Here is a 23,839-nt window from a genome sequence, read left to right on the forward strand (position 1 = left end):
TGAGTCTGAACCATGCCCCCTTTCGTCAAAATCTGCGGCCTTTCCACTCCCGAAGCCGTTGACGCCGCCATCGAGCTGGGCGCCACGCATATCGGGCTCGTTCATTACGAGCCCAGCCCGCGGCATGTCGATCTCAAGACGGCCGCTGAACTGCGCAAGCGCGCCGGACGTCATGTCGAGGTCGCGTTGCTGCTCGTCAACGCGTCGCAGCAGCTGACCGGTGAGGCGCTGGCGGCAGTGCGTCCCGACATCATCCAGTTCCACGGCAACGAAAGCCCCGAATGGCTCGCCGTGGTCAAGCGGATCGCGCCCGCGCAGGTCTGGAAGGCGGTCGGCCTGAAGGATGCGGGAACGCTGGAGCGGGTCCAGAAATATCAGGGGGCCGCCGACCGCATCCTGTTCGATGCCCCCGCAGCAGCGCTTCCCGGCGGGACCGGAACCCGTTTCGACTGGTCGCTGCTTCAAAATCATCGTCACACCATGGATTGGGGCGTTGCGGGCGGCCTGACCCCCGCGAACGTGGCCGAAGCGATCGCCGCGACCGGCGCGCCGCTGGTCGACGTGTCGTCGGGGGTCGAAAGCGCGCCCGGCGTGAAGGATGTGGACAAGATCGCCGCTTTCCTTAAAGCGGTCGCCGCATGTTAACGGCACGGCCTTTCACCATGCGCATCGGAAAACGATGGCGCTGATCGCTTCAAATCCCTGTTTGAGCGAGCGCCCACCCCATTGCCGATGGAATTGACCATGACCGATACGACGACCCTGCCCAACAGCCTGCGCACCGGCCCCGATGAACGCGGCCATTTCGGCCAGTTCGGCGGCCGCTATGTCGCCGAAACGCTGATGCCGCTGATCCTCGACCTCGAACGCCATTATCGCGCCACGCAGGCCGACCCGGCGTTCAAGGCCGAGTTCGACTATCTGCTCAAAAATTATGTCGGGCGTCCGAGCCCGCTGTGGTTCGCCGAGCGGCTGACGAACGATCTTGGCGGCGCGAAAATTTACCTGAAGCGCGAGGATTTGAACCACACCGGCGCGCACAAGATCAACAATTGCATCGGCCAGATCCTGCTCGCCAAGCGGATGGGCAAGACCAAGATCATCGCCGAGACCGGCGCCGGCCAGCACGGCGTCGCGACCGCGACCGTCGCCGCGCTGTTCGGCCTGCCCTGCACCATCTTCATGGGCGCGGTCGATGTTGCGCGACAGCAGCCCAATGTGTTCCGCATGAAGCTGCTCGGCGCCGAAGTCGTCGCGGTCGAAAGCGGCGCCAAGACGCTGAAGGATGCGATGAACGAGGCGCTGCGCCACTGGGTCGCGAACGTCCACGACACCTTCTACATCATCGGCACGGTCGCGGGGCCGCACCCCTATCCCGAGCTTGTCCGCGACTTCCAGTCGGTGATCGGCGACGAAGCGCGCGCGCAGATATTGGAGGCAGAAGGTCGCCTGCCCGACATGTTGATCGCGCCGGTTGGCGGCGGTTCGAACGCGATCGGGCTGTTCCACCCCTTCCTCGATGACCCGGACGTCGCGATCGTCGGCGTCGAAGCTGCGGGGGAAGGGCTGGACGGCAAGCACGCCGCGAGCCTGGCGGGCGGCAAACCCGGCATCCTCCACGGCAACAAAACCTATCTGCTGCAAGACGAAGACGGCCAGATCACCGAAGCGCACAGCATCTCGGCGGGCCTCGACTATCCGGGCATCGGCCCCGAACATAGCTGGCTCCACGACATCGGCCGCGTCCGCTACGAACCCGTCACCGACGCCGAGGCGCTGGCGAGCTTCCAGAAACTGACCAAGCTCGAAGGCATCATCCCCGCGCTCGAAAGTGCGCACGCAATCGCCGCCGCCGAGCGGATCGCGCCGACGCTGGGCAATGACAAGATCATCATCGTCAATTGCTCGGGCCGGGGGGATAAGGACATCTTCACCGTGGCGGATGCGTTGGGGGTGGCGCTGTGACACGCTTCGCTGCTGTCTTTGCCAAGCCCCGCCCCGCGCTCGTCGCCTTCATCACTGGCGGCGACGGCGACACCGCCGCCAATCTCGACGCGCTCGTCGCGGGGGGTGCCGATGTGATCGAGCTTGGCATGCCCTTCACCGATCCGATGGCCGACGGCCCCGCGATCCAGACTGCGAACTTGCGTAGCCTCGCCAGGGGTACGACGACCGCCGATCTGTTCGCGATCGCCGCCGCTTTTCGCCAGCGCCACCCCGACACCCCGCTGGTTCTGATGGGTTATGCCAACCCGATGACGATCCGCGGCGGCGACTGGTTCGCGGCTGAATGCGCCAAGGCTGGCGTCGACGGCGTCATCTGCGTCGATGTTCCCGCCGAGGAAGACCCCGAACTCGGCCCTGCGCTGCGCGCCGCCGGGGTCGACCTGATCCGCCTCGCAACGCCGACCACCGACACCGCGCGGCTGCCCGCGGTACTGAACGGCGCTGGTGGCTTCCTCTATTATGTCTCGGTCGCCGGTATCACCGGCCAGCAACAGGCTGCTCAGGCGAGCATCGACGAAGCCGTCGCACGTCTGAAGGCCGCAACCGACCTGCCCGTCGCAGTCGGCTTCGGCGTCCGCACCCCCGATCAGGCAGCGCAGATCGCGCGCGTCGCCGACGGCGTCGTCGTCGGATCGGCCTTCATCGACATCATCGCCGAGCATGGGGACTCCGCGGCGCCGCATGTCGAGGCTTTCACCCGCACCCTCGCCGATGCTATCCATAGCGCCAAGGAGATCGCCGCATGAGCTGGCTCGACCGCGTTCGCAACGCCCTGCCCTTCACTGCCAAGCGCGATACCGCCGATAATCTGTGGCACAAATGCCGCCAGTGTCAGCAGATGGTGTTCGTCAAGGAATGGGAAGACAATCTGAACGTCTGCCCGCGCTGCGACCATCATGACCGCATCGGCGCGAAGGAACGCTTCGCGCAACTCTTCGACGGCGGTATCCACGAGCTGATCGCCGCCCCGGCGGCGCCCGAAGATCCCCTCAAATTCCGCGACACCAAAAAATATGTCGACCGCATCAAGGCGGCGCGCGCGCAGACCGGCGACCGCGACGCCTATCAGAATGCCTTTGGCCGCATCTCGGGCCAGGGCGCAGTCATCGGCGTGCAGGATTTCGCTTTCATGGGCGGTTCGATGGGGGTCGCGGTCGGCGAGGCCTTTGTCGCGGGCGTCGAGAATGCGATCAAGCGCGGCGTCCCCTATGTCGCCATCACCGCCGCGGGAGGCGCGCGGATGCAGGAAGGCACGCTGTCGTTGATGCAGATGCCGCGCGCCACAGTAGCGCTCGCGCGCCTGCGCCGCGCCGGCCTCCCCTATATCGTACTGCTCACGGATCCGACGACCGGGGGCGTCACCGCCAGCTATGCGATGCTCGGCGACATCCAGATCAGCGAACCCAAGGCGCTGATCGGTTTTGCAGGCCAGCGCGTGATCGAGAATACGATCCGCGAAAAACTGCCCGAAGGCTTCCAGCGCGCCGAATATCTGCTCGATCACGGGATGATTGACATGGTGGTGCATCGCAAGGAGCTGCCCGAAACGCTGGGGCGCCTGATCGGTTATCTAGCGCCCGAAAAGGCGGCCTGACTTTAGACAATCAGCAGCGCCTATTTTTCCGTTCGCCCTGAGCTTGTCGAAGGGCCGTTCTTTCTACTGACGTCGCTAGAAGAACGGTGCTTCGACAAGCTCAGCACGAACGGATTTGGGATAGCTTCAGGTTCAATCGCACCATGCCCGACCACGCCCATTCGTCCGACCCCGCGGTCCAGACCCAGCTCGACCGCCTCGCCGCGCTGTCGCCGGGGCGCGACGTTCTCGGGCTCAAACGCATTGCCGAACTCTGCGCGCGTCTCGGCAATCCGCAGCTCCAGCTTCCGCGGACCTTCCACGTCGCGGGAACCAACGGCAAGGGATCGACCTGCGCTTATCTCCGCGCGATCCTCGAAGCAGAGGGGCGACGCGTCCACGCCTATACCAGCCCGCACCTCGTGCGCTTCAACGAACGCATCCGCCTCGCGGGAACGCTGATCGACGACGCGCTGCTTGCCGCGCTGCTTGAAGAAGTGCTCGACGAAGCCGCGGACCTTCACGCAAGTTTTTTCGAAATCACGACCGCCGCAGCCTTTCTTGCCTTCGCGCGCATCCCGGCGGACGACTGCATCATCGAGGTCGGGCTTGGCGGACGCCTTGATGCGACGAACATCATTCCGCCCCCGGCGGTCGCTGGCATCGCCTCGCTCGGCATTGATCATGAGGCGTTTCTGCTTGCGCCCGAAGCCGGGACGCCGGGGGAGCCCGCAATGCGCATCGCGTGGGAGAAGGCTGGGATCATCAAGCCGGGCACGCCCGTTGCCACCCTTGCCTATCCACCCCCCGTCCGCGACACCATCGCGGCGAGGGTCGCTGACGTCGGGGCGACACTCTTTCCCGAAGGCGACAGCTGGACGATCGAGGCCGAAGGCGACGCCTTTCACTGGCGCTCGGAGCTGGGTTCGGTCGACCGCCTGCTCCATCCACGTATGGCGGGCGCGCACCAGATGCGTAATGCCGGGCTCGCCATCGCGATGCTGCGCCTTGCGCCTGATCCGCAGCCGACCGACGTGGCGATCACGACCGGCGTCGCCAAGGCTTTCTGGCCGGGCCGGATGCAGCGCCTCGGCGCCGGGCCGCTCACCGCGCTGCTGCCCGCGAGAGCGCAAATCTGGCTCGACGGTGGGCATAATCCGGATGCCGGGGTCGCGCTTGCCAGGGCGCTCGAAGACCGTGCGCCGCTTCACATCGTCTGCGGACTCCTGCGCAACAAGGATGCCACGGGCTTTCTGCGCCCGTTCGCCGATCGAATCGCGTCGTTTCAGGCCGTCCCGTTCCCGGGCCACGAACATCACGATCCGAAGGACCTCTGCCACTGGGTCCAGACCGAACTTGGCATTGCCGATGCCCAGCCGTGCGACGACGTCGGGGTCGCGCTCCGCCATATCGCGGCGCATCGGCCAGCGGGCGATGTCCTGATCTGCGGGTCGCTTTATCTTGCGGGCGTGGTGCTGGGCGCGAACGGCGAGCTGCCGGTTTAGGGGATATCATGTGGGGGCGGTTCAACACCGCCGTCAGTTTCAGTTCGTGTCGAGCGTAGTCGAGACACGCGCAGGCACGCGCTCCCCATGGGTGTCTCGACTACGCTCGACACAAACGGGAAGAACATGCTGGTTTGTCCGCTCCCGCCCGAAACCCCTCATGCCACCTTCGCTGTCGGCCCCTTCCACGCCAGCAGCGCGCCAACGACCAGGGCGGCGAGCGATGCGTACATGACCTGCGACGCCAGCTCGAGCTGGTTGGCCAGCAACACGCCGACAACCCCCGCGACAATCAGCGCAAAGCCGGCGATGCGCGCGGCGCCGACGGGCTTGCGAAGCTTGCCTTCGTCGATCGCGCCGCTCTGGCGGATCGATTGCACGACATAGCCCTTGCGCCACATCATCCACAGCAGGATCATGCCCGGGATGGCGGCGAGGATCGTGAGCCCCCAAAACCCTGTCCATCCCAGCCTTTCCGCGGCAAACCCGGCAGGCCCGGCCATGAAGGTTCGCCCAATCACCGCAACCGACGACAACAGCGCGAACTGCGTTGCGGTATAGGCGATGTTCGACAGTCCCGAGAGATAGACGGCGACGACGGTCAGGCCGATCCCGCTGGTGACATTCTCGGTCACGATCGCCGCCACCAGCATCCAATAGTCGTTGCCCACGATCGACAGCGCCATGAACATGACGTTCGAGAACATCATGAGCAGCACCGAAACCAGCAGCGCGCGGCCCATGCCGAGCCACAGCACGAACGGCCCGCCCAGCGCAGACCCGATAATCAGTGCAGCGAAGCCCCAGATCTTGTTCGCCGAAATATAGTCGAGGTCGGCGAAGCCGAGATCGACGATCATCGGGCCGAGCATCGCCTGCCCCATCGCATCGCCGACTTTATAGACCAGGATGAACAGCAGGATCATCAGCGCGCCGTTACGGGTCAGGAACTCGCGGAAAGGGTTGACCACCGTTTCGACGAGCCACTGCCCCGGCTTCATGCCCGATGCGCTGCTGAAGCGGTCGACAAATTTGCCTTCACCCGCCCAGAAGGCGCCGAGGACCGCGGGAAGCACGCAGAGCGTCGTGAGCCCGTAGGCCATGGCCCAGCCAAGCCCCAGCCCTTCCTGCGAGGCGAAATAGATCGTCCCCGCGCCCGCGATCAGATTGCCGGTGCGATAACCGAACTGGTTGGTGGCGGTACCGTGGGCGAACTCGTCCTCTTCGAGGATTTCGATGCGATAGGCGTCGATGACGATGTCCTGCGTTGCCGAAAAGAAGGCCGTGACGACCGCCCAGAACAGGAACCAGCGATAATCGTCCGGCTGCGGGTTGCTCGCGCCCATCTGCCAGATCGAGATCACAAGGAAGAATTGGACCAGAAACAGCCAGCTCCGCCGCTGGCCGAGCGCCTTGGTCAAGACGGGCAAAGGAATTTTGTCGACCAGCGGGGCCCACAGGAATTTGATCGTGTAGGGGATGCCGACCATCACCGCAAAGCCGATGGTTGTCGGCGTGAAGCCGACCTTTGCCAGCCAGAAGGTCATGGTGGCGGCAACCAGCGTGAACGGGAACCCGCTCGAAATGCCGAGAAGGAAAGCGACGGCGGGATTCTTGCGCAGATAGGGCCGGAAGGCCGGGACCGCGAGCGCGACGACGACCAGCCCGCCGAGGATGCCGGCAAAAATGAGAAAACGGATAAGGTCGACGGACATTCGGTGCTCCCCGCGGGCCGCGGGCGAGCGGCTCTGTGCTTGGCGCCAAGGCCTAATGCCTTGGGGTCAAATTGGAAGCGGGTATTTGAGATGCACGCGGCCAGCCGTGCGGCTTACGCTGCCTCGGGGCGCCAATAGGTGGTGAGGCCGATGACCTTGCGCGGCATCTTGTTCTGGCAGCTTATTGATTCCACCGCGCGCAACGCGGCAACGAGGGCCGAGGCGCTGTGCGGCTTGCTGAGGCAGGCGACCGCGATATCGCCAGCGTCGTCGGGGCATTGCCCGGTCACGAGCAGGACCGCGATACCCCGGTCGCGTGCCAGCCGCGCCACTTCGCGGCCCGTCATATGGCCGGCCAGCCCCAAATCGAGCACCAGGGCATCGACCTGCTCAGCGGCGATGATCGGCACGGCCGCTTCGCCCGAATCGACCGTCGCGATGATATCGTAACCGCTGTGTTTCAGCGTCCGCTCGTTATCGAAGGCGACCAGCGGATCATCCTCGATGATCAGCAGCCGCTTGATGCAGGACGGGCGGGACGCAAACAGCATGGATACTCCCTTTAACGGCGCCATGACGCGCCCGTTGGCACTGTGCAAGATTGCTTCTGCTTCCCATCGACGAAGCGACACTTTTCCGGCTATGAGCGTGGCTCAAGGGCAACACTGTGCCCCACATAATGACAAAAGGCCGTATCCGTTCCAATGACCACTCGCCGACCTCCCCGTGCCGCCCCGCGGACCGCGTCCAAAGCCGCCGGCGACCGCGACGCGCCAAGGGGACGCCGCGCCGCGCGCGGCGCCGCCTCCGCCCTCAAAACCAAGCCGGCAGAGGGCGAGCGCGAAGAGGGGCCACAGCGGATCGCCAAGCTGCTGGCGCGCGCCGGCGTCGGATCGCGCCGCGACGTCGAACGGATGATCGAGGAAGGCTCCATCGCGCTCAACGGCGTCGTCGTTGTCCAGCCTGCGCCCCTGCTGACCTCGCTCGAAGGGCTGACGGTCGATGGCAACCCGGTCGCCAAGCCCGTCTCGACGCGGCTCTATCGCTTTCACAAGCCTGCGGGCTGCATCACCGCGGCGCGTGACCCGAAGGGCCGTAAGACCATCTATGATCTGCTCCCAAAGGATCTGCCGCGATTGATGCCCGTCGGCCGCCTCGACTATAATACCGAGGGACTCTTGCTGCTGACCAATGACGGCGAATTCAAGCGCCAGCTCGAGCTGCCCGCGAGCGGGGTCGAGCGCACCTATCGCGCGCGCGCTTTTGGCGACATCAGCCAGGCGCAGCTTGAGGAACTGGCGATGGGGATCGAGATCGACGGCGTTCGCTATGGCAAGATTGACGCGAACCTCGAGCGCCGCACGGGCCGCAATCAGTGGGTCGAAATGACGCTGACCGAAGGCAAGAACCGCGAAGTTCGAAAGGTGCTCGAACATTTCGGGCTTCAGGTGAGCCGCCTGATCCGGACCCGCTACGGCGCCTTTGAACTGGGCGGTATGCCGCTGGGCGCGGTCGATGTCGTTCCGCGCGACGAATTGTTCAAATTCCGTCGGCAGATGGGATGATGCGGGTCATTTCGGGCGAATGGCGCGGCCGCAAGCTGCTCGCGCCGAGGAATGACGCGACGCGCCCGACCGCCGACCGCACGCGCGAAACGCTGTTCTCGATGCTGACCAGCCGCGTCGGCAGTTTTGAGGGGCTGGTGGTCGCCGACCTGTTTGCGGGATCGGGCGCGCTCGGGATCGAGGCGCTGTCGCGCGGTGCCGAACAATGCCTGTTCGCCGAACAGGATCGCGACGCACTCGATGCGCTGCGCAAGAATCTGGCGACATTGGGCGCAACCGGGCGCGCCGATGTCCGCGCCGGGTCGGTGCTCGCTCTCGGTCCGGCGTCGCGCACATATGACCTGCTCATGCTCGATGCACCCTATGGCACCGGTGCGGGCGGCGTGGCGCTCGACAAACTCGCTCGCCTCGGCTGGATCGGGCCGGACAGCTGGATTTCGATCGAGACGGCGCACAACGAAGACGTCGATGCTGCGGGGTTTGAAATCGATGCGACGCGCAAGGTCGGCAAGGCGAAGCTGACGCTGCTCAGGCCTGCCTGATCATCTGCCGCCGCACCATCAGCAGCCCCAGCCAGCTCACCGCGCCCGCCAGCGCCAGATAAAGCCCGACCGTTTCGGTCCCGCCGCGTTCGGCGAGCGCCTGCGCGATGATCGGCGCCATCGCCCCGCCCAATATGCCGCCCGCGTTGAACGTCACCGACGCCCCGGTATAGCGGACGTGGACCGGAAACAGCGCGGTCAGCCAGCTGCCGAGCGGACCATAAACCAGTCCCATCACGAACAGCGCGCTGGCCAGCCCCACAAAGATCATCAGCCAGCTTCCCGACGCCAACGCAGGCCCAAAGACGAAGCCGACGAGGATCGTCGCGCCGCAGCCCCAGGTCAGCACACGCTGCGCACTCGACGCGTCGCTCGCGTAGCCTGCAAAGATGATCCCCGCCGCCATGAACAGGATCGCGCCAAGCTGGATCAGCAGGAACTGCTCCTTGGGATAACCGAGCTCTGTCGTCCCGTGCGCCAGCGCGAAACTGGTCGCGAGATAGAAGATCGCGAAGCAGGCGACGACCGCGAACGTGCCCGCGAGCGTAGACAACATATGATGCCGGAGTAATTCGCCGATCGGGACGCCCACCGGCTTGTCCTTCTCCAGCGCTTCCTGAAAATCGGGCGTCTCGCCGATCTTCAGCCGCACCCAGAGGCCAAGCCCGACGAGCAGCGCCGAAAAGAGGAAGGGAATCCGCCAGCCCCAGCTCGTAAATTCGGCATCGCTGAGGCCGAGCCCGAGCAGCAGGAAAAGCCCGTTCGCCGCGATAAATCCGACCGGTGCGCCCAATTGCGGAAACATGCCGAAGCGCGATTTCCAGCCCGGCGGCGCGTTTTCGACCGCCAGCAGCGCTGCCCCGCCCCACTCGCCGCCGAGCCCGAAGCCTTGCCCGAACCGAAGGACGCAAAGCAGAAGCGGCGCGACCCAGCCCACCATCGCGTAGGTCGGCAGGAAGGCGATCAGCAGCGTCGAGGCGCCCATCAGCATCAGCGAGGAGACGAGCGTCGATTTGCGCCCGATCCGGTCGCCATAATGACCGAATACGATCGCGCCGACGGGCCGCGCGAAAAAGGCAAGGCCAAAGCTCATGAAGCTCAGCATCAGCTGCGCCGACGGCGATTCGGACGGAAAGAAGAGCGGCCCGAACACGAGCGCTGCGGCCGTCCCGTAGATATAGAAATCGTAAAACTCGACCGCCGTGCCGACAAGGCTCGCGGTCAGGATGCGCCGATGCTGTCGATAGGGTGCCAGTTCCACGCCTAATGCCCCTTCCCGGATTGATGGCGCCGCCTTGGACGCGACGAGGCGATCGGTGCAAGGTCAAAATGCGCCTGCCCGCGCTGGACAGCCTGCCCTGCGTTCCCTAATCGTTCGCGCGTGAACATGCCCCCCATCTCGACCACCGACCTGACCCGCCCCGACCCGTCGGACCCGCCCTACCTGCAAGGCTTGAACGGGCCGCAGCGGCAGGCCGTGCTGACGACCGAGGGGCCGGTACTGATGCTCGCGGGCGCCGGCACGGGCAAGACCGCGGCGCTCACCGCGCGGCTGGCGCACATCATCGCGACGCGGCGCGCCTGGCCTTCCGAAATCCTCGCGGTGACCTTTACCAACAAGGCGGCGCGCGAGATGCGCGAGCGCATCGGGCGGATGATCGGCGACGCGGTTAAAGGGATGCCCTGGCTCGGCACCTTTCACAGCATCGCGGCAAAGATGCTCCGCCGCCACGCCGAACTGGTGGGTTTGCAGAGCAATTTCACCATCCTCGACACCGACGACCAGCTGCGCGTGCTCAAGCAGCTGATTCAGGCCGAAGGGCTCGACGAAAAGCGCTGGCCCGCGCGCCAGCTCGCGGGGCTGATCGACAAATGGAAGAACCGCGGACTGACCCCCGCCGATCTCGATGCCGCCGACAAGGAGGCTTATGCTGACGGTAAGGGCCAGCATTTCTACGCGCTCTATCAGGCGCGGCTGAAGACGCTCAACGCCTGCGATTTCGGCGACCTGTTGCTCCACATGCTCGTGATCCTGAAGACGCACCGCGATGTGCTCGAACAATATCAGGCACGCTTCAAATATGTGCTCGTCGACGAATATCAGGACACCAATGCCAGCCAGTATCTCTGGCTCCGCCTGCTCGCGCAGGCGCGCAAGAATATCTGCTGCGTCGGCGACGACGACCAGTCAATCTATTCGTGGCGCGGCGCCGAGGTCGCGAACATATTGCGCTTCGAAAAGGATTTTCCCGGCGCGACCGTCATCCGCCTCGAACAAAATTACCGCTCGACGCCGCAGATCCTTGCCGCCGCCTCGGCGCTGATCGCGCAGAACTCGGACCGGCTTGGCAAGACGCTGTGGACCGAGCTTGAACCCGGCGACAAGTTGCGCGTTGTCGGCGTCTGGGACGGGCCGGAGGAAGCGCGGCGGATCGGCGAGGAGCTCGAAACGCTACAGCATCGCGGGATCAGCCTCGACCGCGCCGCGATCCTCGTCCGCGCGCAGTTCCAGACGCGCGAGTTCGAGGACCGCTTCATCGCGATCGGCATGCCCTATCGAATCGTTGGCGGTTTCCGCTTCTACGAACGCGCCGAAATCCGCGACGCCCTCGCCTATCTCCGCCTCGTCCAGTCACCCGCCGATGACCTCGCCTTCGAGCGCATCGTCAATGTTCCGAAGCGCGGGCTCGGCGACAAGGCGTTGCAACGCATCCACCAGTTCGCGCGCGCTGAACGTGCCCCGCTGTTCCACGCCGCATCGCGCATCACCGAAACCGACGAGCTGACCCCACAGGCGCGTCGCCAGCTCGCCAATTTCGTCGCGCAAATGCGGGGCTGGCAAGCGAAGGCGAATGAGTTGTCGCACCCCGAGCTGACCCAACTGATCCTCGACGAATCGGGCTACACCGCGATGCTGCAGGCCGATCGCAGCGCCGAGGCCGCGGGGCGCCTCGAAAACCTCTCCGAACTCGTTCGCGCGATGGAGGAATATGAGACGCTCGAGGAATTTCTCGAGCATGTCAGCCTCGTCATGGACCGCGACAATGACGAACAGGTCGAGACGGTCACAATCATGACGATTCACGCCGCCAAGGGGCTCGAATTCGACCACGTCTTCCTTGCGGGCTGGGAAGACGGCGTGTTCCCGTCGCAGCGGTCGATGGACGAAGGCGGTATCGCCAGTCTCGAGGAGGAACGCCGCCTCGCCTATGTTGCGATCACCCGCGCCCGCCAGCGCGCGAGCATATATCACGCCGCGAACCGTCGCATCTACGGCCAGTGGATGAGCAGCATCCCAAGCCGCTTCATCGCCGAAATCCCACCCGAACATGTCGACAGCGAAAACAGCTTCGGCGGCGGACAGAGCCTGTGGCGCGCCAATTGGTCGGCGCAGGGCGATCCCTTCGCGCATGTTGCGGAACGGCAGCCGTCGCGGATCATGACACGCGGCCCGGCGTGGCAGCGCGCCACCGCGCAATCGTCGACGATCACGCGCGCTCCTGCCCCGAGCGAAAAAGGCCCGGCGGCGTCGGTCGGCGCCAAACCGCGCGCCGACCTCGCGATCGGGATGCGCGTGTTCCACGAAAAATTCGGCTATGGCGAAATCGCCGACATCGACGGCAACAAGCTGGAAGTCGCCTTTGAACAGGCGGGCAGCAAGCGCGTGCTTGACAGTTTCGTCCGCCTCGCCTGAGCCTATTGTCAACTAGAACAGTTATGTTATGTCATCCCACGCGACCATCGAGTCGCGCTTTGGGAGAATCCTCGATGAAAATGAAGCTCTTAGCGGGCGCGATGGCGCTCGCCCTGGTCGGCTGTTCGGAACAGTCTTCCGACGAAGCAAGCACCGGCACTGCCACCGACACCGAAGCCCCCGCGGTCGCCGAAGAAAGCGCCGATGCCGCAGCAGCCCCCCGCATCGGCATTGAGGCGGCTCCCGGCGTCGCCTTCGACTATGCCTACACCTTCCGCCTCGTTGACAAGCACATCGCCCGTGTACAGGAGGAACATGCCGCCGCCTGCGAAACATTGGGCGTCCAGCGTTGCCGCATCGTCAATGTCCGCTATCAGCTGAGCGATGAAAAGCTCGTCGAGGCGCAAACCCAGTTCAAACTCGAACCCGGCATCGCCCGCAGGTTCGGCGCCAATGCGATCGCCAGCGTCGAAAAGGCCGAGGGAGTGCTCGCCGACGCCAGCGTGGCCGGCGAAGATGTCGGCACCAATATCCTCGCCTCGCAGCAGCGCAGCGCCGGGTCGGAAGCCGAGATCGCGCGACTGGAGTCACGGCTCAAAGCGGGCGGGCTCGACAAGCGCGAGCGCGCAGAGCTGCTATCGCAAATCAGCCAGCTCCGCGGACAGCTCGGCGATGAACGCCAGAGCCGCCGCACGGGCGAAGCGCGGATCGCGTGGACGAGCGTGGCGTTCAATTACGTCAGCGACGGCGGCTTGCCCGGGATCGGCCACGAGAACCCCTTTGCCAATGCGGGCGAGACGCTGATGCGCAGCGGCAGCACCGCGCTGACCTTTGTCCTGACGCTCGGCGCCGCGGTCCTGCCGTGGGGCATATTGCTCGCGCTGCTCATCGCCTTCTGGCGCAGCCGCTTCGTCGGCGCCGTTCGCCAGCAATTGCGAAGCACGCAAAAGGCGGTTGATCCGGTGATACCGCCTGGCGTCTGACACGAAGCGGCGCGCCGTTTGCAAAGGGCGGTTGCTGCGTTATGGCGTGGTCGATGACGCAGCAATCGACATGGCTGGAACAAGCGCGCGACGCCGAACGCCGCGGCGATGTCGAGGCCGAAGCCGCTATTCTGCGGGCGGCGATCCAGGCCGATCGTGCCAACATCGCCGCGATCCTGGCGATGGCCGAATTGCAGCGCAGCTTGCAAGACGACCGCGCGGCGGGGACCTTCTATCGGCTGGCGCTCGGCACCGCGGCCCAGATGGGCAATGTGCCGACCTCGCTTCATCCGGGCCTTCAGCGCGCCGAACAGTTCATCGTGGCGTCCGAACGCGCCTTTGCCGACCATTTGCTGGGCCAATTGCGCGGCGCGGGTATCGATGCGCGAACCGCGGCACCGCGCGTTGCCGAAGCGCTGCGCCTGCTGGCGGGCGAACAGCAAGTCTATCTGCAGCAACCGAACATGTTTTATTTCCCCGGCCTTGCGCAGCGGCCTGTCTTCGACCGCGCCATGTTCGATTGGGTCCCGGCGATCGAGGCCGCGACCGATGCCATTCGGGCCGAGCTGCTGGCGTTGACCGACATCGCATCGGATCGCTTCGGTCCCTATGTCACCGCCGCACCCAATCGCCCGCCACCGAATAATCCGCTGCTCGATAAACCCGATTGGGGCGCGGCGTGGCTGTGGAAGGACGGCAAGGTCGCCGATGGGATGGACCTGCTTTGCCCCGCCACGCTTGCTGCGCTCGAATGCGCACCCCAACCGGTCATCCCGGGCCGCGCCCCGCTCGCGCTATTTTCGCGCCTGACCCCCGGCACGCACATCCAGCCGCATCACGGCATGCTCAATACGCGGCTGATCTGCCACCTTCCGCTCGTGGTACCCGATGGCTGCGGCCTGCGCGTCGGCCCCGAAACGCTTGGCTGGACCGAGGGCGAATTGCTGATTTTCGACGACAGTTTCGAACATGAAGCGTGGAATCGCGGCACCAGCGATCGTACCGTCCTGCTGTTCGAAATCTGGCGTCCCGACATCGATGCCGACGAGCGGGAACAGCTGACCCGCATTTTCTCGGCGATCGACAGCTATTCGGAATAATGGACCAAGGGACAGGAAAATAATGACCAATCCGGGAATGGACGCCGACATCTACGACGCCTTTATCGAGCAGTTGCAGCGCTATGTTCGCGAGCGACTGATCCCGGCGGAGGACCAGCTTGAAGAGCTGGGCCGCGTCCCCGACGACATCTTGGCCGAAATGCGCGACATGGGCCTGTTCGGGGTGACCATGCCCGAACAATATGGCGGTGCGGGCATGAATATCAGCCAATATGTCGGCTTCATCCGTGAAATCGCCTATGCCTCACCGGCCTATCGCTCGATCGTATCAATCAACATCGGCATGGTGTGCAAATCGCTGCTCGGCTTTGGTACCGAGCAACAGAAGGAATATTGGCTGCCCAAGCTGGCGACGGGCAGCATTGCAGCCTTTGGCCTGACCGAGCCCGACAGCGGATCGGACAGCGCAGCGATGAAGACCCGCGCGGTACGCGACGGCAATGGCTATGTGCTGAACGGCACCAAACGCTATATTACCAATGCGCCCTTTGCCGACATGATCCTTGTGATGGCGCGCACCAATGTCGAGCCGCTGCCCAAGAACGCGCACGTCAGCGCGTTCCTTGTCCCGCGCGATGCGCCCGGCGTCTCGATCGGCAAGCCCGATGGCAAAATGGGCCAGGCCGGATCACAGATCGCCGATGTCATCCTGGAAGACGTTCATGTCGACGGCGACGCGCTGCTCGGCGGCGAGGAAGGCATCGGCTTTCGCGCCGCGATGCAGAGCCTCGACAATGGGCGCCTGTCGGTTGCGGCCGCCAGCGTCGGCTATGCCAAGCGGATGCTCGACGCGGGGCTCAAATATGCGATGGAGCGCAAGGCATTTGGCGAACCGATCGCCAATTTCCAGCTGATCCAGGCGATGCTTGCCGACAGCAAGGCCGAAATCTATGCCGCCGACTGCATGCTGAACGACGCCTGCGCGCGCGCCGATCGCGGCGAGAAAATCCTGGTCGAGGCCGCCGCAACCAAGATGTTCGCCAGCGAAATGTGCGGCCGCGTCGCCGACCGGGTGGTCCAGATCCACGGCGGCGCCGGCTATCTGAAGGAATATCTGGCCGAGCGCTTCTATCGCGACTGCCGCATTTACCGCATTTATGAAGGAACGACGCAGATCCAACAGCTAGTCATCGCGAAGAACATGATCCGCGATTACGCGGGCTGACCGGACGTGGGGGCAGATTGGGTCGCTGGTGGAGCCGAGGGGAATCGAACCCCTGACCTCTGCAGTGCGATTGCAGCGCTCTCCCATCTGAGCTACGGCCCCGCGACCGCGGCGTCATAAACGCACCGCATCACAGTTGGCAACGGCTTTTCTGACCATCGCCGTCATTGCCGCGCAAATCAGGGAATGGGGATCCGATGAGCAAAGCCTGGCATTTGATCAGCCGCCCACAGGGGCTGCCGACGATGGACAATTTCGCGCTGCGCGAGATGCCCGATACGGCGCTGGAACCCGATCAGCTGCGCGTGCGCAACCTGTGGCTGTCGGTCGATCCCTATATGCGCGGGCGGATGAACGACGCCAAAAGCTATGCCGCGAGCTTCCAGCTCGACCAACCGATGACGGGCGGCGCCATCGGCGAGGTGACCGAGAGCCGAATGGACGGTTTCGCGCCCGGCGACCTGATCCTGCACATGGGCGGCTGGCGCGACGGCGGCGTCGTCGGACTCGACATGATGCCGAACAAGCTGCCGCGCGCGGCGCTGGACGCGGGGATGACGCCGCAGACCTTCCTGCACAATATGGGCCTGACCGGCGGCACCGCGTGGATCGGGCTGCTCCGCGTCGCCGCAGCGAAACCGGGCGATGTGGTGTTCGTGTCGGCCGCGGCGGGCGCGGTCGGGTCGGCGGTGGTCCAGATCGCCAAGGCGCGCGAGATGACGGTTATCGGTTCGGCTGGCGGAGCGGAAAAATGCGCATGGGTCAAGGAACTTGGGGCCGATGCGATGGTCGATTACAAGGCTGGCCCGGTGCTTGCGGGGCTGGCGCAGGCGCTCGGCGACCTCGGCAAACCGGGGATTGACGTCTATTTCGACAATGTCGGCGGCGAACATCTCGACGCCGCCTTTGCGACGGCCAATGATTTCGCACGTTTTGCGATCTGCGGGATGATCGACGTCTATAATGACGGCAAGGCGCAGGAGATGAAATATCTCATCCGTTCGATCCCGGCGCGGATCCGCATGGAAGGCTTTATTTACACCGACCAGTTCTTCGACTGCATGGAAGAATTTTACGCCGACATGGGCGGCCTGATCGCCAGCGGTGCGGTCACGATCCGCGAAACGGTGCACAACGGGATTGAATCAGCGCCTGACGCCTTCCTCGGCCTGTTTTCCGGCGCCAATATGGGGAAGATGCTGGTCAAGCTCTGACGGGCCTGACCTGCTTTATCCCTTAGCTTCCGAAACCGACTGACAGGAAGCTTGGGGTCGGGCCGTTCCAGCCGTCGTCGGGGCCATCCTGATCGTCGTGCCGCGGCGCAGGTTTCGACTTTGACGGCGCGGCCGACTTGCGATCGTCGCGCGACTTCGTCGCCTTGGCCGGGGCGGCTTTGGCTTCGTCGCGCGGCTGCTCTGCAACCTTGTCCGCCTTGGCACCGCGACCGCGGGCACCACGCTCCGAGCGCGCTCGGCGCGGCTTGTCGTCCGCTTCGCGGGGTGCCGCAGGGGCGCCGTCGGCTGAGACGGCATCACCACCATGGACCGGAATTTTATAGCCGGTCAGTTTCTGGATATTGTCGATCGCCTCGTCATCCGACGGGGTCGCCAGCGTGAATGCGCGGCCCTTGGCGCCAGCGCGCCCCGTGCGGCCGATGCGGTGGACATAATCGTCGGGGTGCCACGGGGCGTCGAAGTTGAAAACATGGCTGACGCCCTTGACGTCGAGGCCGCGCGCCGCGACGTCGGAGGCGACGAGGATGTTGATCGTGCCGTTCTTGAACCGGTCGAGTTCGGCGGTGCGGCTCGACTGGTCCATGTCGCCTTGGATCTCGCCCGCGCTATAGCCCGAACGCTGGAGCACCTTCGCCAATTCTCGCACCGTCGTCTTGCGGTTGCAAAAGATGATCGCGGTGTTGACGTCCTCCGCTTCGAGCAAGCCGCGCAGGGTATCGCGCTTGCCGCGTTCCGATGTCTTGACCAGAAACTGTTCGATATTCTCGTTTCGGCTTGCCGGGCGCGCGACTTCGACCGTTTTCGGGTTCGACAGGAATTTGTCGGCCAGCCGCTTGATCGGTGCGGGCATCGTCGCCGAGAACAGCAGGGTCTGACGGTTTGCCGGCAATTTGGTGCAGATATTCTCGATGTCGGGGATGAACCCCATGTCGAGCATGCGATCGGCTTCGTCGATCACCAGCAGGTTGCACCCGGTGAGCAGGATCTTGCCGCGTTCGAACAGGTCCATCAGGCGGCCCGGCGTCGCGATCAGCACGTCGACGCCCTTTTCCAGCGCCTTCACCTGATCGCCCATCTGGACCCCGCCGATCAACAGCGCCATCGAAAGCTTGTGATATTTGCCGTATTTTTCAAAATTTTCGGCCACCTGCGCCGCGAGTTCGCGCGTCGGCGCCAGGATCAGCGACCGCGGCATCCGCGCCCGCGCGCGACCGTGGGCCAGGATATCGATCATCGGCAAAACGAACGATGCGGTCTTTCCGGTACCCGTCTGGGCAATGCCGATAATGTCGCGCATCATCAGGACCGAGGGGATCACCCCCGCCTGAATCGGCGTCGCTTCGTCATAGCCCGACTCGTCGATGGCGCGTAACAGTTCGTCGGAAAGGCCGATCTCGGCAAATTTCATGAGGTATCATGTCCGGAAAAAGAGGTGACGCTCAGCCTTCCACGCAGGCGGCGCTGCGCGGGCCTTGGGCAAATGGCGATGAAAAGTCAAGAAATGGCGACGAATTGCGCAATCAATCGTCGTCGCGGACCGGAACCATCAATCGAAACTTGTCGATTTCGCATTTGGCGCCGGTTCGCGCGTGGATCTGATCGCGATCCTCGCACAAGTTACCGTCCTTGCTGCCCTGCATGTAGAAACCGGCATAAAAGTCGAGCGCCCGGCATCCCCGATTGAGCTGCGCACGCAGTCGCTGCTTCTGCCGGGTGATGATGTCGATGCTGTCGCGCTGGGTTGCCTGCATCCCCATGATGTTGCGCATGGCCACACATTTGGGCGCCTTTTTCTCTTTCCAGACGATCGGGATTTCGGTCGCACGCCGCGACGGCATCGGTCCAGCGGCGAAATTGTTGAGCTGCGAACGCTGCGCCGGAACGCGAATGATCAATTGCTGTTCGATCACCACCTGCCAGAACGCGCTGATCTGTTCGGGCGTCGGCGCGGTCAGCGCGACCAGCGGTTCGGGCGCGGCGACCGGCGGCAAAGCATCGCCCGCCGGGGCTGCCGCCGCAATCCACAGGGCCGCCGCCGTCAGCACCAGCGCGCTGCCGCTCCTTCGGCGTCCTGATCGAAATTGCTGGTCACTCTTTGCTCCCGCGTCCAAACCCTCTGGACGAAAATTCGGTATTCATCCAATCCCGCCTTAACAGCCATGATTGAACATCAAATGAACTATATTCGCCCGCGCGCCGCCGCAAGGTGGGAAAACAAGGCATGAGCCCGGCGCCATCGCCCGATCTGCTCGCTCGTCTGGCCGCGTTGCTGGGACCCAAGGGCTATACGGCCGACGCCGATAGCATGGCGCCCTGGCTGACCGACTGGCGCGGCAAATATACCGGACGCGCCGCGGCGATGTTGTCGCCGGGGTCGACCGAAGAGGTCGCGGCGGCCGTACGCCTGTGCGCCGCGGAACAGGCGGCGCTGGTGCCGCAGGGCGGCAATAGCGGCATGGTTGGCGGCGCTACCCCCGACCCCGGCGGCAACCAGCTGCTGCTGAGCCTACGCCGCATGAACCGGATCCGCAGCATCGATGCAGCGGCGCAGGTTGCGGTGGCCGAGGCGGGTGTCATTCTGGAGACCTTTCATCATGCCGCGCTTGCGCACGGGCTGCGCTTTCCGCTCACCTTGGGCGGCAAGGGGTCCGCGACGATCGGCGGCCTCGTGTCGACCAATGCCGGCGGCACCCAGGTGCTGCGTCACGGCACGATGCGCGCGCTGGTTGCGGGGATCGAGGCGGTCCTGCCCGACGGCAGCATCTTTGACGGCCTCGCACCGCTCAAGAAGGACAATCGCGGCTACGACCTGCGGCACCTGCTCTGCGGTGCGGAAGGGACGCTTGGCATCGTGACCGCCGCGACGCTGCACCTCGTTCCGGCGGCGATCGCTCGCTGCACCGCGTGGATCGCGATCGATTCGCCGGAGCAGGCGCTACGCCTCCTTCGCCAGCTCGACGCCAGCATCGGACGCGAACTTGAAGGATTCGAGATCATTCCGCACGCCTGCCTGGATGCGGTGCTGCGCCACATTCCGCAAACCCGCGCCCCGATCGCCGCGCCGCATCCCTGGTATGTGCTCGCCGAGCTCGCGGGCGACAATCAACAGGAATTGAGCGATGCGCTCGAACGCCAACTTGCCACGGCGCTCAATGCGGGGCTGATCCGCGACGTCGTGATCGCCAAGAACGATCGCGAAAGCGACGATTTCTGGCGCCTGCGCGACTCCATTTCAGAGGCGGAACGCGCCGAGGGTCCAGCGCTGCAGCATGACGTCAGCGTCCCGGTCGACCTGATGCCGACCTTCGTCGCTGACAATCCGGCGCGGCTGGCCGCGGCCTTCCCCGGCGCCCGCGCGTTGTCGTTCGGGCATCTCGGCGATGGCAATGTCCACCATCATGTCCAACCGCCGGTGGGGACCGACGGCGCGGCGTGGCTGGCAGAGCATGGCGCCGGGGTCAGCCGCCTCGTCTATGCGCATGTCATCGAACTCGGCGGTTCGCTGTCCGCCGAACATGGCATCGGCCAGCTGAAACGCGACGTCATGGCCGAACTCGACAGCCCTGCGCGACTGGCTGCGCTGCGCGCGATCAAGGCCGGTCTCGATCCGGCGGGGATTCTAAATCCCGGCAAGCTGATCGGCTGATGCCGTAACCGCCGCCTATCATCGCCCCCTTGCGCCGCGCGGCGCGGGTCAATAAGGCGCGCTGTTATCTTTTGCGTCCCGGCTGGTCGGGGCGTCCTACCGGAGTTTTGTCATGGCCACTGCGCCCGCCCCTTCCAACCTGCCGCTGTTCTACAAGGATCTGATGCCGCTTTCGAGCGTCGAGCATGCCGATTTCCACGCGCGTCCGATGGACAATGCCGATTTTCTGATCAATCAGCACGCGGTTCCGCTGACGTCGGACGAGTTTGTTTCGGCGTGCCGCTTTTTTCCCATCGTCTTTTCGGCGGGCGACAATCCTGTGCCGCTGGCGCTGATGGGCCTGAACGAAGGCGTGAACACCTTCGTCGACGACAATGGCAAGCTGATCAACCCGGTCTATGTCCCTGCCTATGTGCGCCGCTATCCATTCATGCTGGCCCGGCTGCAGCAGGGTTCGGAAGAATTGTCGCTGTGCTTTGATCCGACCTCGAACGCGATCGGCAAGTTCGACGAAGGCGATGCGCTGTTCGAAAACGGCCAGCCCACCCAGCCGGTCGAGGCGATCCTTGAATTCTGCAAGAATTTCGAAGAGGCCGGCCAGCGCACCGGTCTGTTCATGGAAGAATTGAAAAAGGCCGACCTGCTGATGGAAGGCGAAGTCAGCATCCAGCAGGAAGGCGTCGACAAGCCCTATATCTATCGCGGTTTCCAGATGGTCGACGAGAACAAGCTGCGCGAACTGCGCGGCGACGTGCTGCGCAAGATGATGCAGAACGGCATCCTCGGCCTGATCTTTGCGCATCTTTTCTCGCTGCAACTGATGCGCGAAGTCTTTGCCGAGCAGGTCAAAGCTGGCAAGGTGCCGGACATGCAGGAAATGCCGGCAATCTGAGGAGCATGAATCATATGGCTACCCTGGCAGAAACCACCGGCACCGCCGGTTCGCGTTACACCAGGGTGGCCATCTGGCTTCACTGGCTGATCGGACTGGCGGTGATCGCCAATATCGGCCTTGCCATGCTGACTGAAGACATGCCGCGCGAAACGCATCGTGCGGCGATGGATGTGCACAAGGCGCTGGGCATTGCCGTTCTGGGGCTGACGATTCTCCGCATCCTGTGGCGGCTAGGCCACAAGCCGCCGCCGCTGCCGGTGACGACGCCAGCCTGGCAACGACTGTTCGCCGGGGCGGTGCATTTCCTGTTCTACGCGCTGCTGATCCTGCTCCCGCTGTCGGGCTGGGTCTGGATGTCCGCCGCGGATCGACCAATCGACTTTTTCGGGGTGGCGACCATTCCGACGATCGTCGCGGCGAACGAGGGGCTGGCCGACGTCATGCACGACCGGCATGAGGTGTTGGGGCTCGCCATGCTTGGACTCGCCGCCGTGCACATCCTCGCGGCGCTGAAGCATCAGTTTGTCGATCGCAACGGGCTGATGGGGCGGATGAACCCTTTTTGACGCGCCCGGCTGCGGTCACGTCAGAAATCGACGGCGATCCCTTTCAGCTCCCAGTCGCCATAGCGCACCGGATTGCGGCCGCCGGGCTGATCCTCGGCCTTTTCCTCGCAGATCGGTTCGGGGCGTGGTACCGGGCTGGCCGTCCATTCGGCGGGCGCCTTCACATGCGCTGGACGCTGCACCGCGCGCGGCGTTCCGCCGATCGTGTCTGTTTCGCTGCGGTCAGTCATAACGCGCATCATATAGGATTTTTCATGCATCACGCCAGCCTCGCCGATTATCGTCATGGTTGATCGCTCGCGGCGCCCCAGGCAGCGCGGGGGACATGAGCCCGATCCCCCGGGCACCGCGCCGCGCCGCGCTGCGCTGCGGCTGGTCGACGCCATCCTGCGCCGCGGCGATTCACTCGACGTCGCGATGCATGCCGCGGCGCAGGGTCTGACCGGCGCCGACCGCGCCTTTGCCGTGGCGATCGCATCCGAAACCTTGCGGTGGATGGTCGATATCGATGCGCTGATCGACAGCGCGACCGCGCAGATATTGCCCGAAGACGTCAAATCGCGCGCCGTCTTGCGGATCGCCCTGGCGCAGTTGCTCGTGCTCAAAAGCCCTGCGCATGCGGTGGTGGCGACCGCGCTGCCGCTCGTCGCGGGCGGCCCGCGCCGACTGGTTCACGCGATCCTGTCGCGCGCGCAGCAGGACGATTGGCAGCTCCCCGACCGCGCCACCCTGCCGCTGCCCACCGCCGAACGATGGGCCGAGCAATGGAGCCTGGCGATCGTCGAAGCGGCGGAGGCCGGGTGGAGTTCGCCGCCGCCGATCGACCTGAGCTTCGCCGCGGAACCGGGCGCCGACGAATGGCCCGATGCCGTGTCGCTCGCACCGCGCCATCGCCGCCTGCCGCGCGGCCAGGCGGTCGAGGCGATGCCGGGATACCGCGAAGGCGGCTGGTGGATTCAGGATCTGGCCGCAACCCTGCCCGCGCGGCTGCTCGGTTCCGGCGACGGGCGCACCGTGCTCGACCTGTGCGCGGCTCCCGGTGGCAAGACGATGCAGCTGGCGGGCGCGGGCTGGCATGTCGTCGCGGTCGATGCCAGCGCCAAACGCCTAGAACGACTCGGTGCCAATATGGCGCGCACGGGGCTGGCGGCCGACATAGTGCAGGCCGACATCCGATCATGGGCGCCTGCCGAACCCGCCGACGCGGTGCTGCTCGACGCGCCCTGTTCGGCGACCGGCATCTTCCGCCGACACCCTGACGTGCTGCACCGGGTGGAGCAGCGCCAGATCGACGAGATGGCGGTGCTGCAAGGCGAATTGCTCGCGCGCGCCGCGGGCTGGGTCAAGCCCGGCGGCACGCTGGTCTACGCCACCTGTTCGCTTGAACGCACCGAGGGCGAGGAGCAGATCGAAGCCTTTCTCGCGCATCACCCGACATGGCGGATCGATCGCGTGCAGGCAGATGAACTGCCAGATGCGGTGACGCCCGACGCAAGCGGGTTCGCCCGCACCCTGCCCGGTATGCTGGGCGATGCTGGCGGGCTCGACGGTTTCTTTGTCGCCCGGCTGCGGGCACCAGCGGACTAAACGGCATGACCGCGTTGGCTTCTTGAGCTGTCATCCCGGC

General features: G+C 64.8%; 22 protein-coding genes and 1 tRNA gene. 16 read left to right on the forward strand and 7 right to left on the reverse strand.

The features are described 5' to 3' along the window. Positions 1 to 12: 12 nt before the first annotated feature. The 5 genes from SPYCW_RS07795 (at position 13) to SPYCW_RS07815 (ending at position 5,085) form a co-directional block, all read left to right on the forward strand. Positions 13 to 645 (forward strand): phosphoribosylanthranilate isomerase, encoded by a 633-nt coding sequence (locus SPYCW_RS07795; protein WP_120216309.1) that lies wholly within the window; start codon positions 13 to 15, stop codon positions 643 to 645. Between the two features lie 99 nt (positions 646 to 744). Then, entirely contained in the window at positions 745 to 1,965 is a 1,221-nt protein-coding gene (gene trpB / locus SPYCW_RS07800) for a tryptophan synthase subunit beta (RefSeq protein WP_120218178.1), read from the forward strand. Further along, the gene (gene trpA / locus SPYCW_RS07805) at positions 1,962 to 2,753 is read left to right on the forward strand and encodes a tryptophan synthase subunit alpha (RefSeq protein WP_120216310.1); all 792 of its coding nucleotides are present in this window, start codon (positions 1,962 to 1,964) and stop codon (positions 2,751 to 2,753) included. Before trpB ends, trpA begins: the two co-directional genes overlap by 4 nt. Continuing rightward, positions 2,750 to 3,601 carry an acetyl-CoA carboxylase, carboxyltransferase subunit beta gene (gene accD, locus SPYCW_RS07810; protein WP_120216311.1) on the forward strand — a complete coding sequence of 284 codons (852 nt, stop codon included), beginning with the start codon at positions 2,750 to 2,752 and terminating at the stop codon, positions 3,599 to 3,601. The genes trpA and accD overlap by 4 nt, the downstream gene beginning before the upstream one ends. 143 nt (positions 3,602 to 3,744) lie before the next feature. After that, positions 3,745 to 5,085, forward strand: coding sequence for a bifunctional folylpolyglutamate synthase/dihydrofolate synthase (locus SPYCW_RS07815; RefSeq protein ID WP_120216312.1), 1,341 nt, complete (start codon positions 3,745 to 3,747; stop codon positions 5,083 to 5,085). A gap of 158 nt (positions 5,086 to 5,243) precedes the next feature. On the opposite strand, the gene SPYCW_RS07820 is transcribed toward SPYCW_RS07815, so the two are convergent. Continuing rightward, positions 5,244 to 6,800 carry an AmpG family muropeptide MFS transporter gene (locus tag SPYCW_RS07820; RefSeq protein WP_120216313.1) on the reverse strand — a complete coding sequence of 519 codons (1,557 nt, stop codon included), beginning with the start codon at positions 6,798 to 6,800 and terminating at the stop codon, positions 5,244 to 5,246. A 113-nt stretch (positions 6,801 to 6,913) separates the two neighbouring features. Beyond that, complete coding sequence (locus SPYCW_RS07825; RefSeq protein ID WP_120216314.1) at positions 6,914 to 7,351, reverse strand: response regulator; 438 nt, start codon at positions 7,349 to 7,351, stop codon at positions 6,914 to 6,916. A gap of 153 nt (positions 7,352 to 7,504) precedes the next feature. On the opposite strand from SPYCW_RS07825, the gene SPYCW_RS07830 reads away from it, so the two are divergent. Then, complete coding sequence (locus tag SPYCW_RS07830) at positions 7,505 to 8,365, forward strand: pseudouridine synthase (protein WP_120216315.1); 861 nt, start codon at positions 7,505 to 7,507, stop codon at positions 8,363 to 8,365. Continuing rightward, complete coding sequence (gene rsmD, locus SPYCW_RS07835) at positions 8,365 to 8,907, forward strand: 16S rRNA (guanine(966)-N(2))-methyltransferase RsmD (RefSeq protein WP_120218179.1); 543 nt, start codon at positions 8,365 to 8,367, stop codon at positions 8,905 to 8,907. Before SPYCW_RS07830 ends, rsmD begins: the two co-directional genes overlap by 1 nt. Here rsmD and SPYCW_RS07840 read toward each other — a convergent pair. Continuing rightward, positions 8,894 to 10,162, reverse strand: coding sequence for an MFS transporter (locus tag SPYCW_RS07840; RefSeq protein ID WP_120218180.1), 1,269 nt, complete (start codon positions 10,160 to 10,162; stop codon positions 8,894 to 8,896). The two genes, rsmD and SPYCW_RS07840, sit on opposite strands and share 14 nt — an antisense overlap. A 132-nt stretch (positions 10,163 to 10,294) precedes the next feature. Between SPYCW_RS07840 and SPYCW_RS07845 the strand changes: the two genes are divergently transcribed. The 4 genes from SPYCW_RS07845 (at position 10,295) to SPYCW_RS07860 (ending at position 15,870) form a co-directional block, all read left to right on the forward strand. Further along, the gene (locus SPYCW_RS07845; protein ID WP_120216316.1) at positions 10,295 to 12,601 is read left to right on the forward strand and encodes an ATP-dependent helicase; all 2,307 of its coding nucleotides are present in this window, start codon (positions 10,295 to 10,297) and stop codon (positions 12,599 to 12,601) included. A gap of 74 nt (positions 12,602 to 12,675) precedes the next feature. Further along, positions 12,676 to 13,584 (forward strand): DUF4349 domain-containing protein, encoded by a 909-nt coding sequence (locus tag SPYCW_RS07850; protein WP_172595448.1) that lies wholly within the window; start codon positions 12,676 to 12,678, stop codon positions 13,582 to 13,584. A 53-nt stretch (positions 13,585 to 13,637) separates the two neighbouring features. After that, positions 13,638 to 14,684, forward strand: a complete 1,047-nt coding sequence (locus tag SPYCW_RS07855) for an aspartyl/asparaginyl beta-hydroxylase domain-containing protein (RefSeq protein ID WP_232014878.1) — start codon at positions 13,638 to 13,640, stop codon at positions 14,682 to 14,684. A 22-nt stretch (positions 14,685 to 14,706) separates the two neighbouring features. After that, positions 14,707 to 15,870 carry an acyl-CoA dehydrogenase family protein gene (locus SPYCW_RS07860; RefSeq protein ID WP_120216319.1) on the forward strand — a complete coding sequence of 388 codons (1,164 nt, stop codon included), beginning with the start codon at positions 14,707 to 14,709 and terminating at the stop codon, positions 15,868 to 15,870. Between the two features lie 26 nt (positions 15,871 to 15,896). Here SPYCW_RS07860 and SPYCW_RS07865 read toward each other — a convergent pair. Then, positions 15,897 to 15,972: transfer RNA gene (locus tag SPYCW_RS07865), tRNA-Ala, on the reverse strand. Positions 15,973 to 16,067: 95 nt separating this feature from the next. On the opposite strand from SPYCW_RS07865, the gene SPYCW_RS07870 reads away from it, so the two are divergent. Next, positions 16,068 to 17,084 (forward strand): NADP-dependent oxidoreductase, encoded by a 1,017-nt coding sequence (locus tag SPYCW_RS07870; RefSeq protein WP_120216320.1) that lies wholly within the window; start codon positions 16,068 to 16,070, stop codon positions 17,082 to 17,084. 22 nt (positions 17,085 to 17,106) lie between these two features. On the opposite strand, the gene SPYCW_RS07875 is transcribed toward SPYCW_RS07870, so the two are convergent. Next, the gene (locus SPYCW_RS07875; protein WP_120216321.1) at positions 17,107 to 18,513 is read right to left on the reverse strand and encodes a DEAD/DEAH box helicase; all 1,407 of its coding nucleotides are present in this window, start codon (positions 18,511 to 18,513) and stop codon (positions 17,107 to 17,109) included. Positions 18,514 to 18,625: 112 nt separating this feature from the next. Then, a complete protein-coding gene (locus tag SPYCW_RS07880; protein WP_120216322.1) occupies positions 18,626 to 19,150 on the reverse strand; it encodes a hypothetical protein in 525 nt (174 codons plus the stop codon). Between the two features lie 176 nt (positions 19,151 to 19,326). On the opposite strand from SPYCW_RS07880, the gene SPYCW_RS07885 reads away from it, so the two are divergent. From SPYCW_RS07885 to SPYCW_RS07895, 3 genes are all read left to right on the forward strand, one after another. After that, positions 19,327 to 20,751: an FAD-binding oxidoreductase gene (locus SPYCW_RS07885; protein WP_120216323.1), complete on the forward strand. Its 1,425-nt coding sequence runs from the start codon at positions 19,327 to 19,329 to the stop codon at positions 20,749 to 20,751. 112 nt (positions 20,752 to 20,863) lie between these two features. Continuing rightward, entirely contained in the window at positions 20,864 to 21,643 is a 780-nt protein-coding gene (locus tag SPYCW_RS07890; RefSeq protein ID WP_120216324.1) for a SapC family protein, read from the forward strand. 14 nt (positions 21,644 to 21,657) lie between these two features. Beyond that, a complete protein-coding gene (locus SPYCW_RS07895; protein ID WP_172595449.1) occupies positions 21,658 to 22,212 on the forward strand; it encodes a cytochrome b in 555 nt (184 codons plus the stop codon). Between the two features lie 20 nt (positions 22,213 to 22,232). Here SPYCW_RS07895 and SPYCW_RS07900 read toward each other — a convergent pair whose 3' ends face one another. Beyond that, positions 22,233 to 22,499 carry a DUF1674 domain-containing protein gene (locus SPYCW_RS07900; protein ID WP_331852392.1) on the reverse strand — a complete coding sequence of 89 codons (267 nt, stop codon included), beginning with the start codon at positions 22,497 to 22,499 and terminating at the stop codon, positions 22,233 to 22,235. Here SPYCW_RS07900 and SPYCW_RS07905 point away from each other — a divergent pair. Then, positions 22,498 to 23,799, forward strand: a complete 1,302-nt coding sequence (locus SPYCW_RS07905) for an RsmB/NOP family class I SAM-dependent RNA methyltransferase (protein WP_120216326.1) — start codon at positions 22,498 to 22,500, stop codon at positions 23,797 to 23,799. The genes SPYCW_RS07900 and SPYCW_RS07905 overlap by 2 nt on opposite strands. Positions 23,800 to 23,839 lie beyond the last annotated feature (40 nt).

It is taken from the genome of Sphingopyxis sp. EG6, from assembly GCF_003609815.1.
In the GTDB taxonomy this organism is placed as follows: Bacteria; Pseudomonadota; Alphaproteobacteria; order Sphingomonadales; family Sphingomonadaceae; genus Sphingopyxis.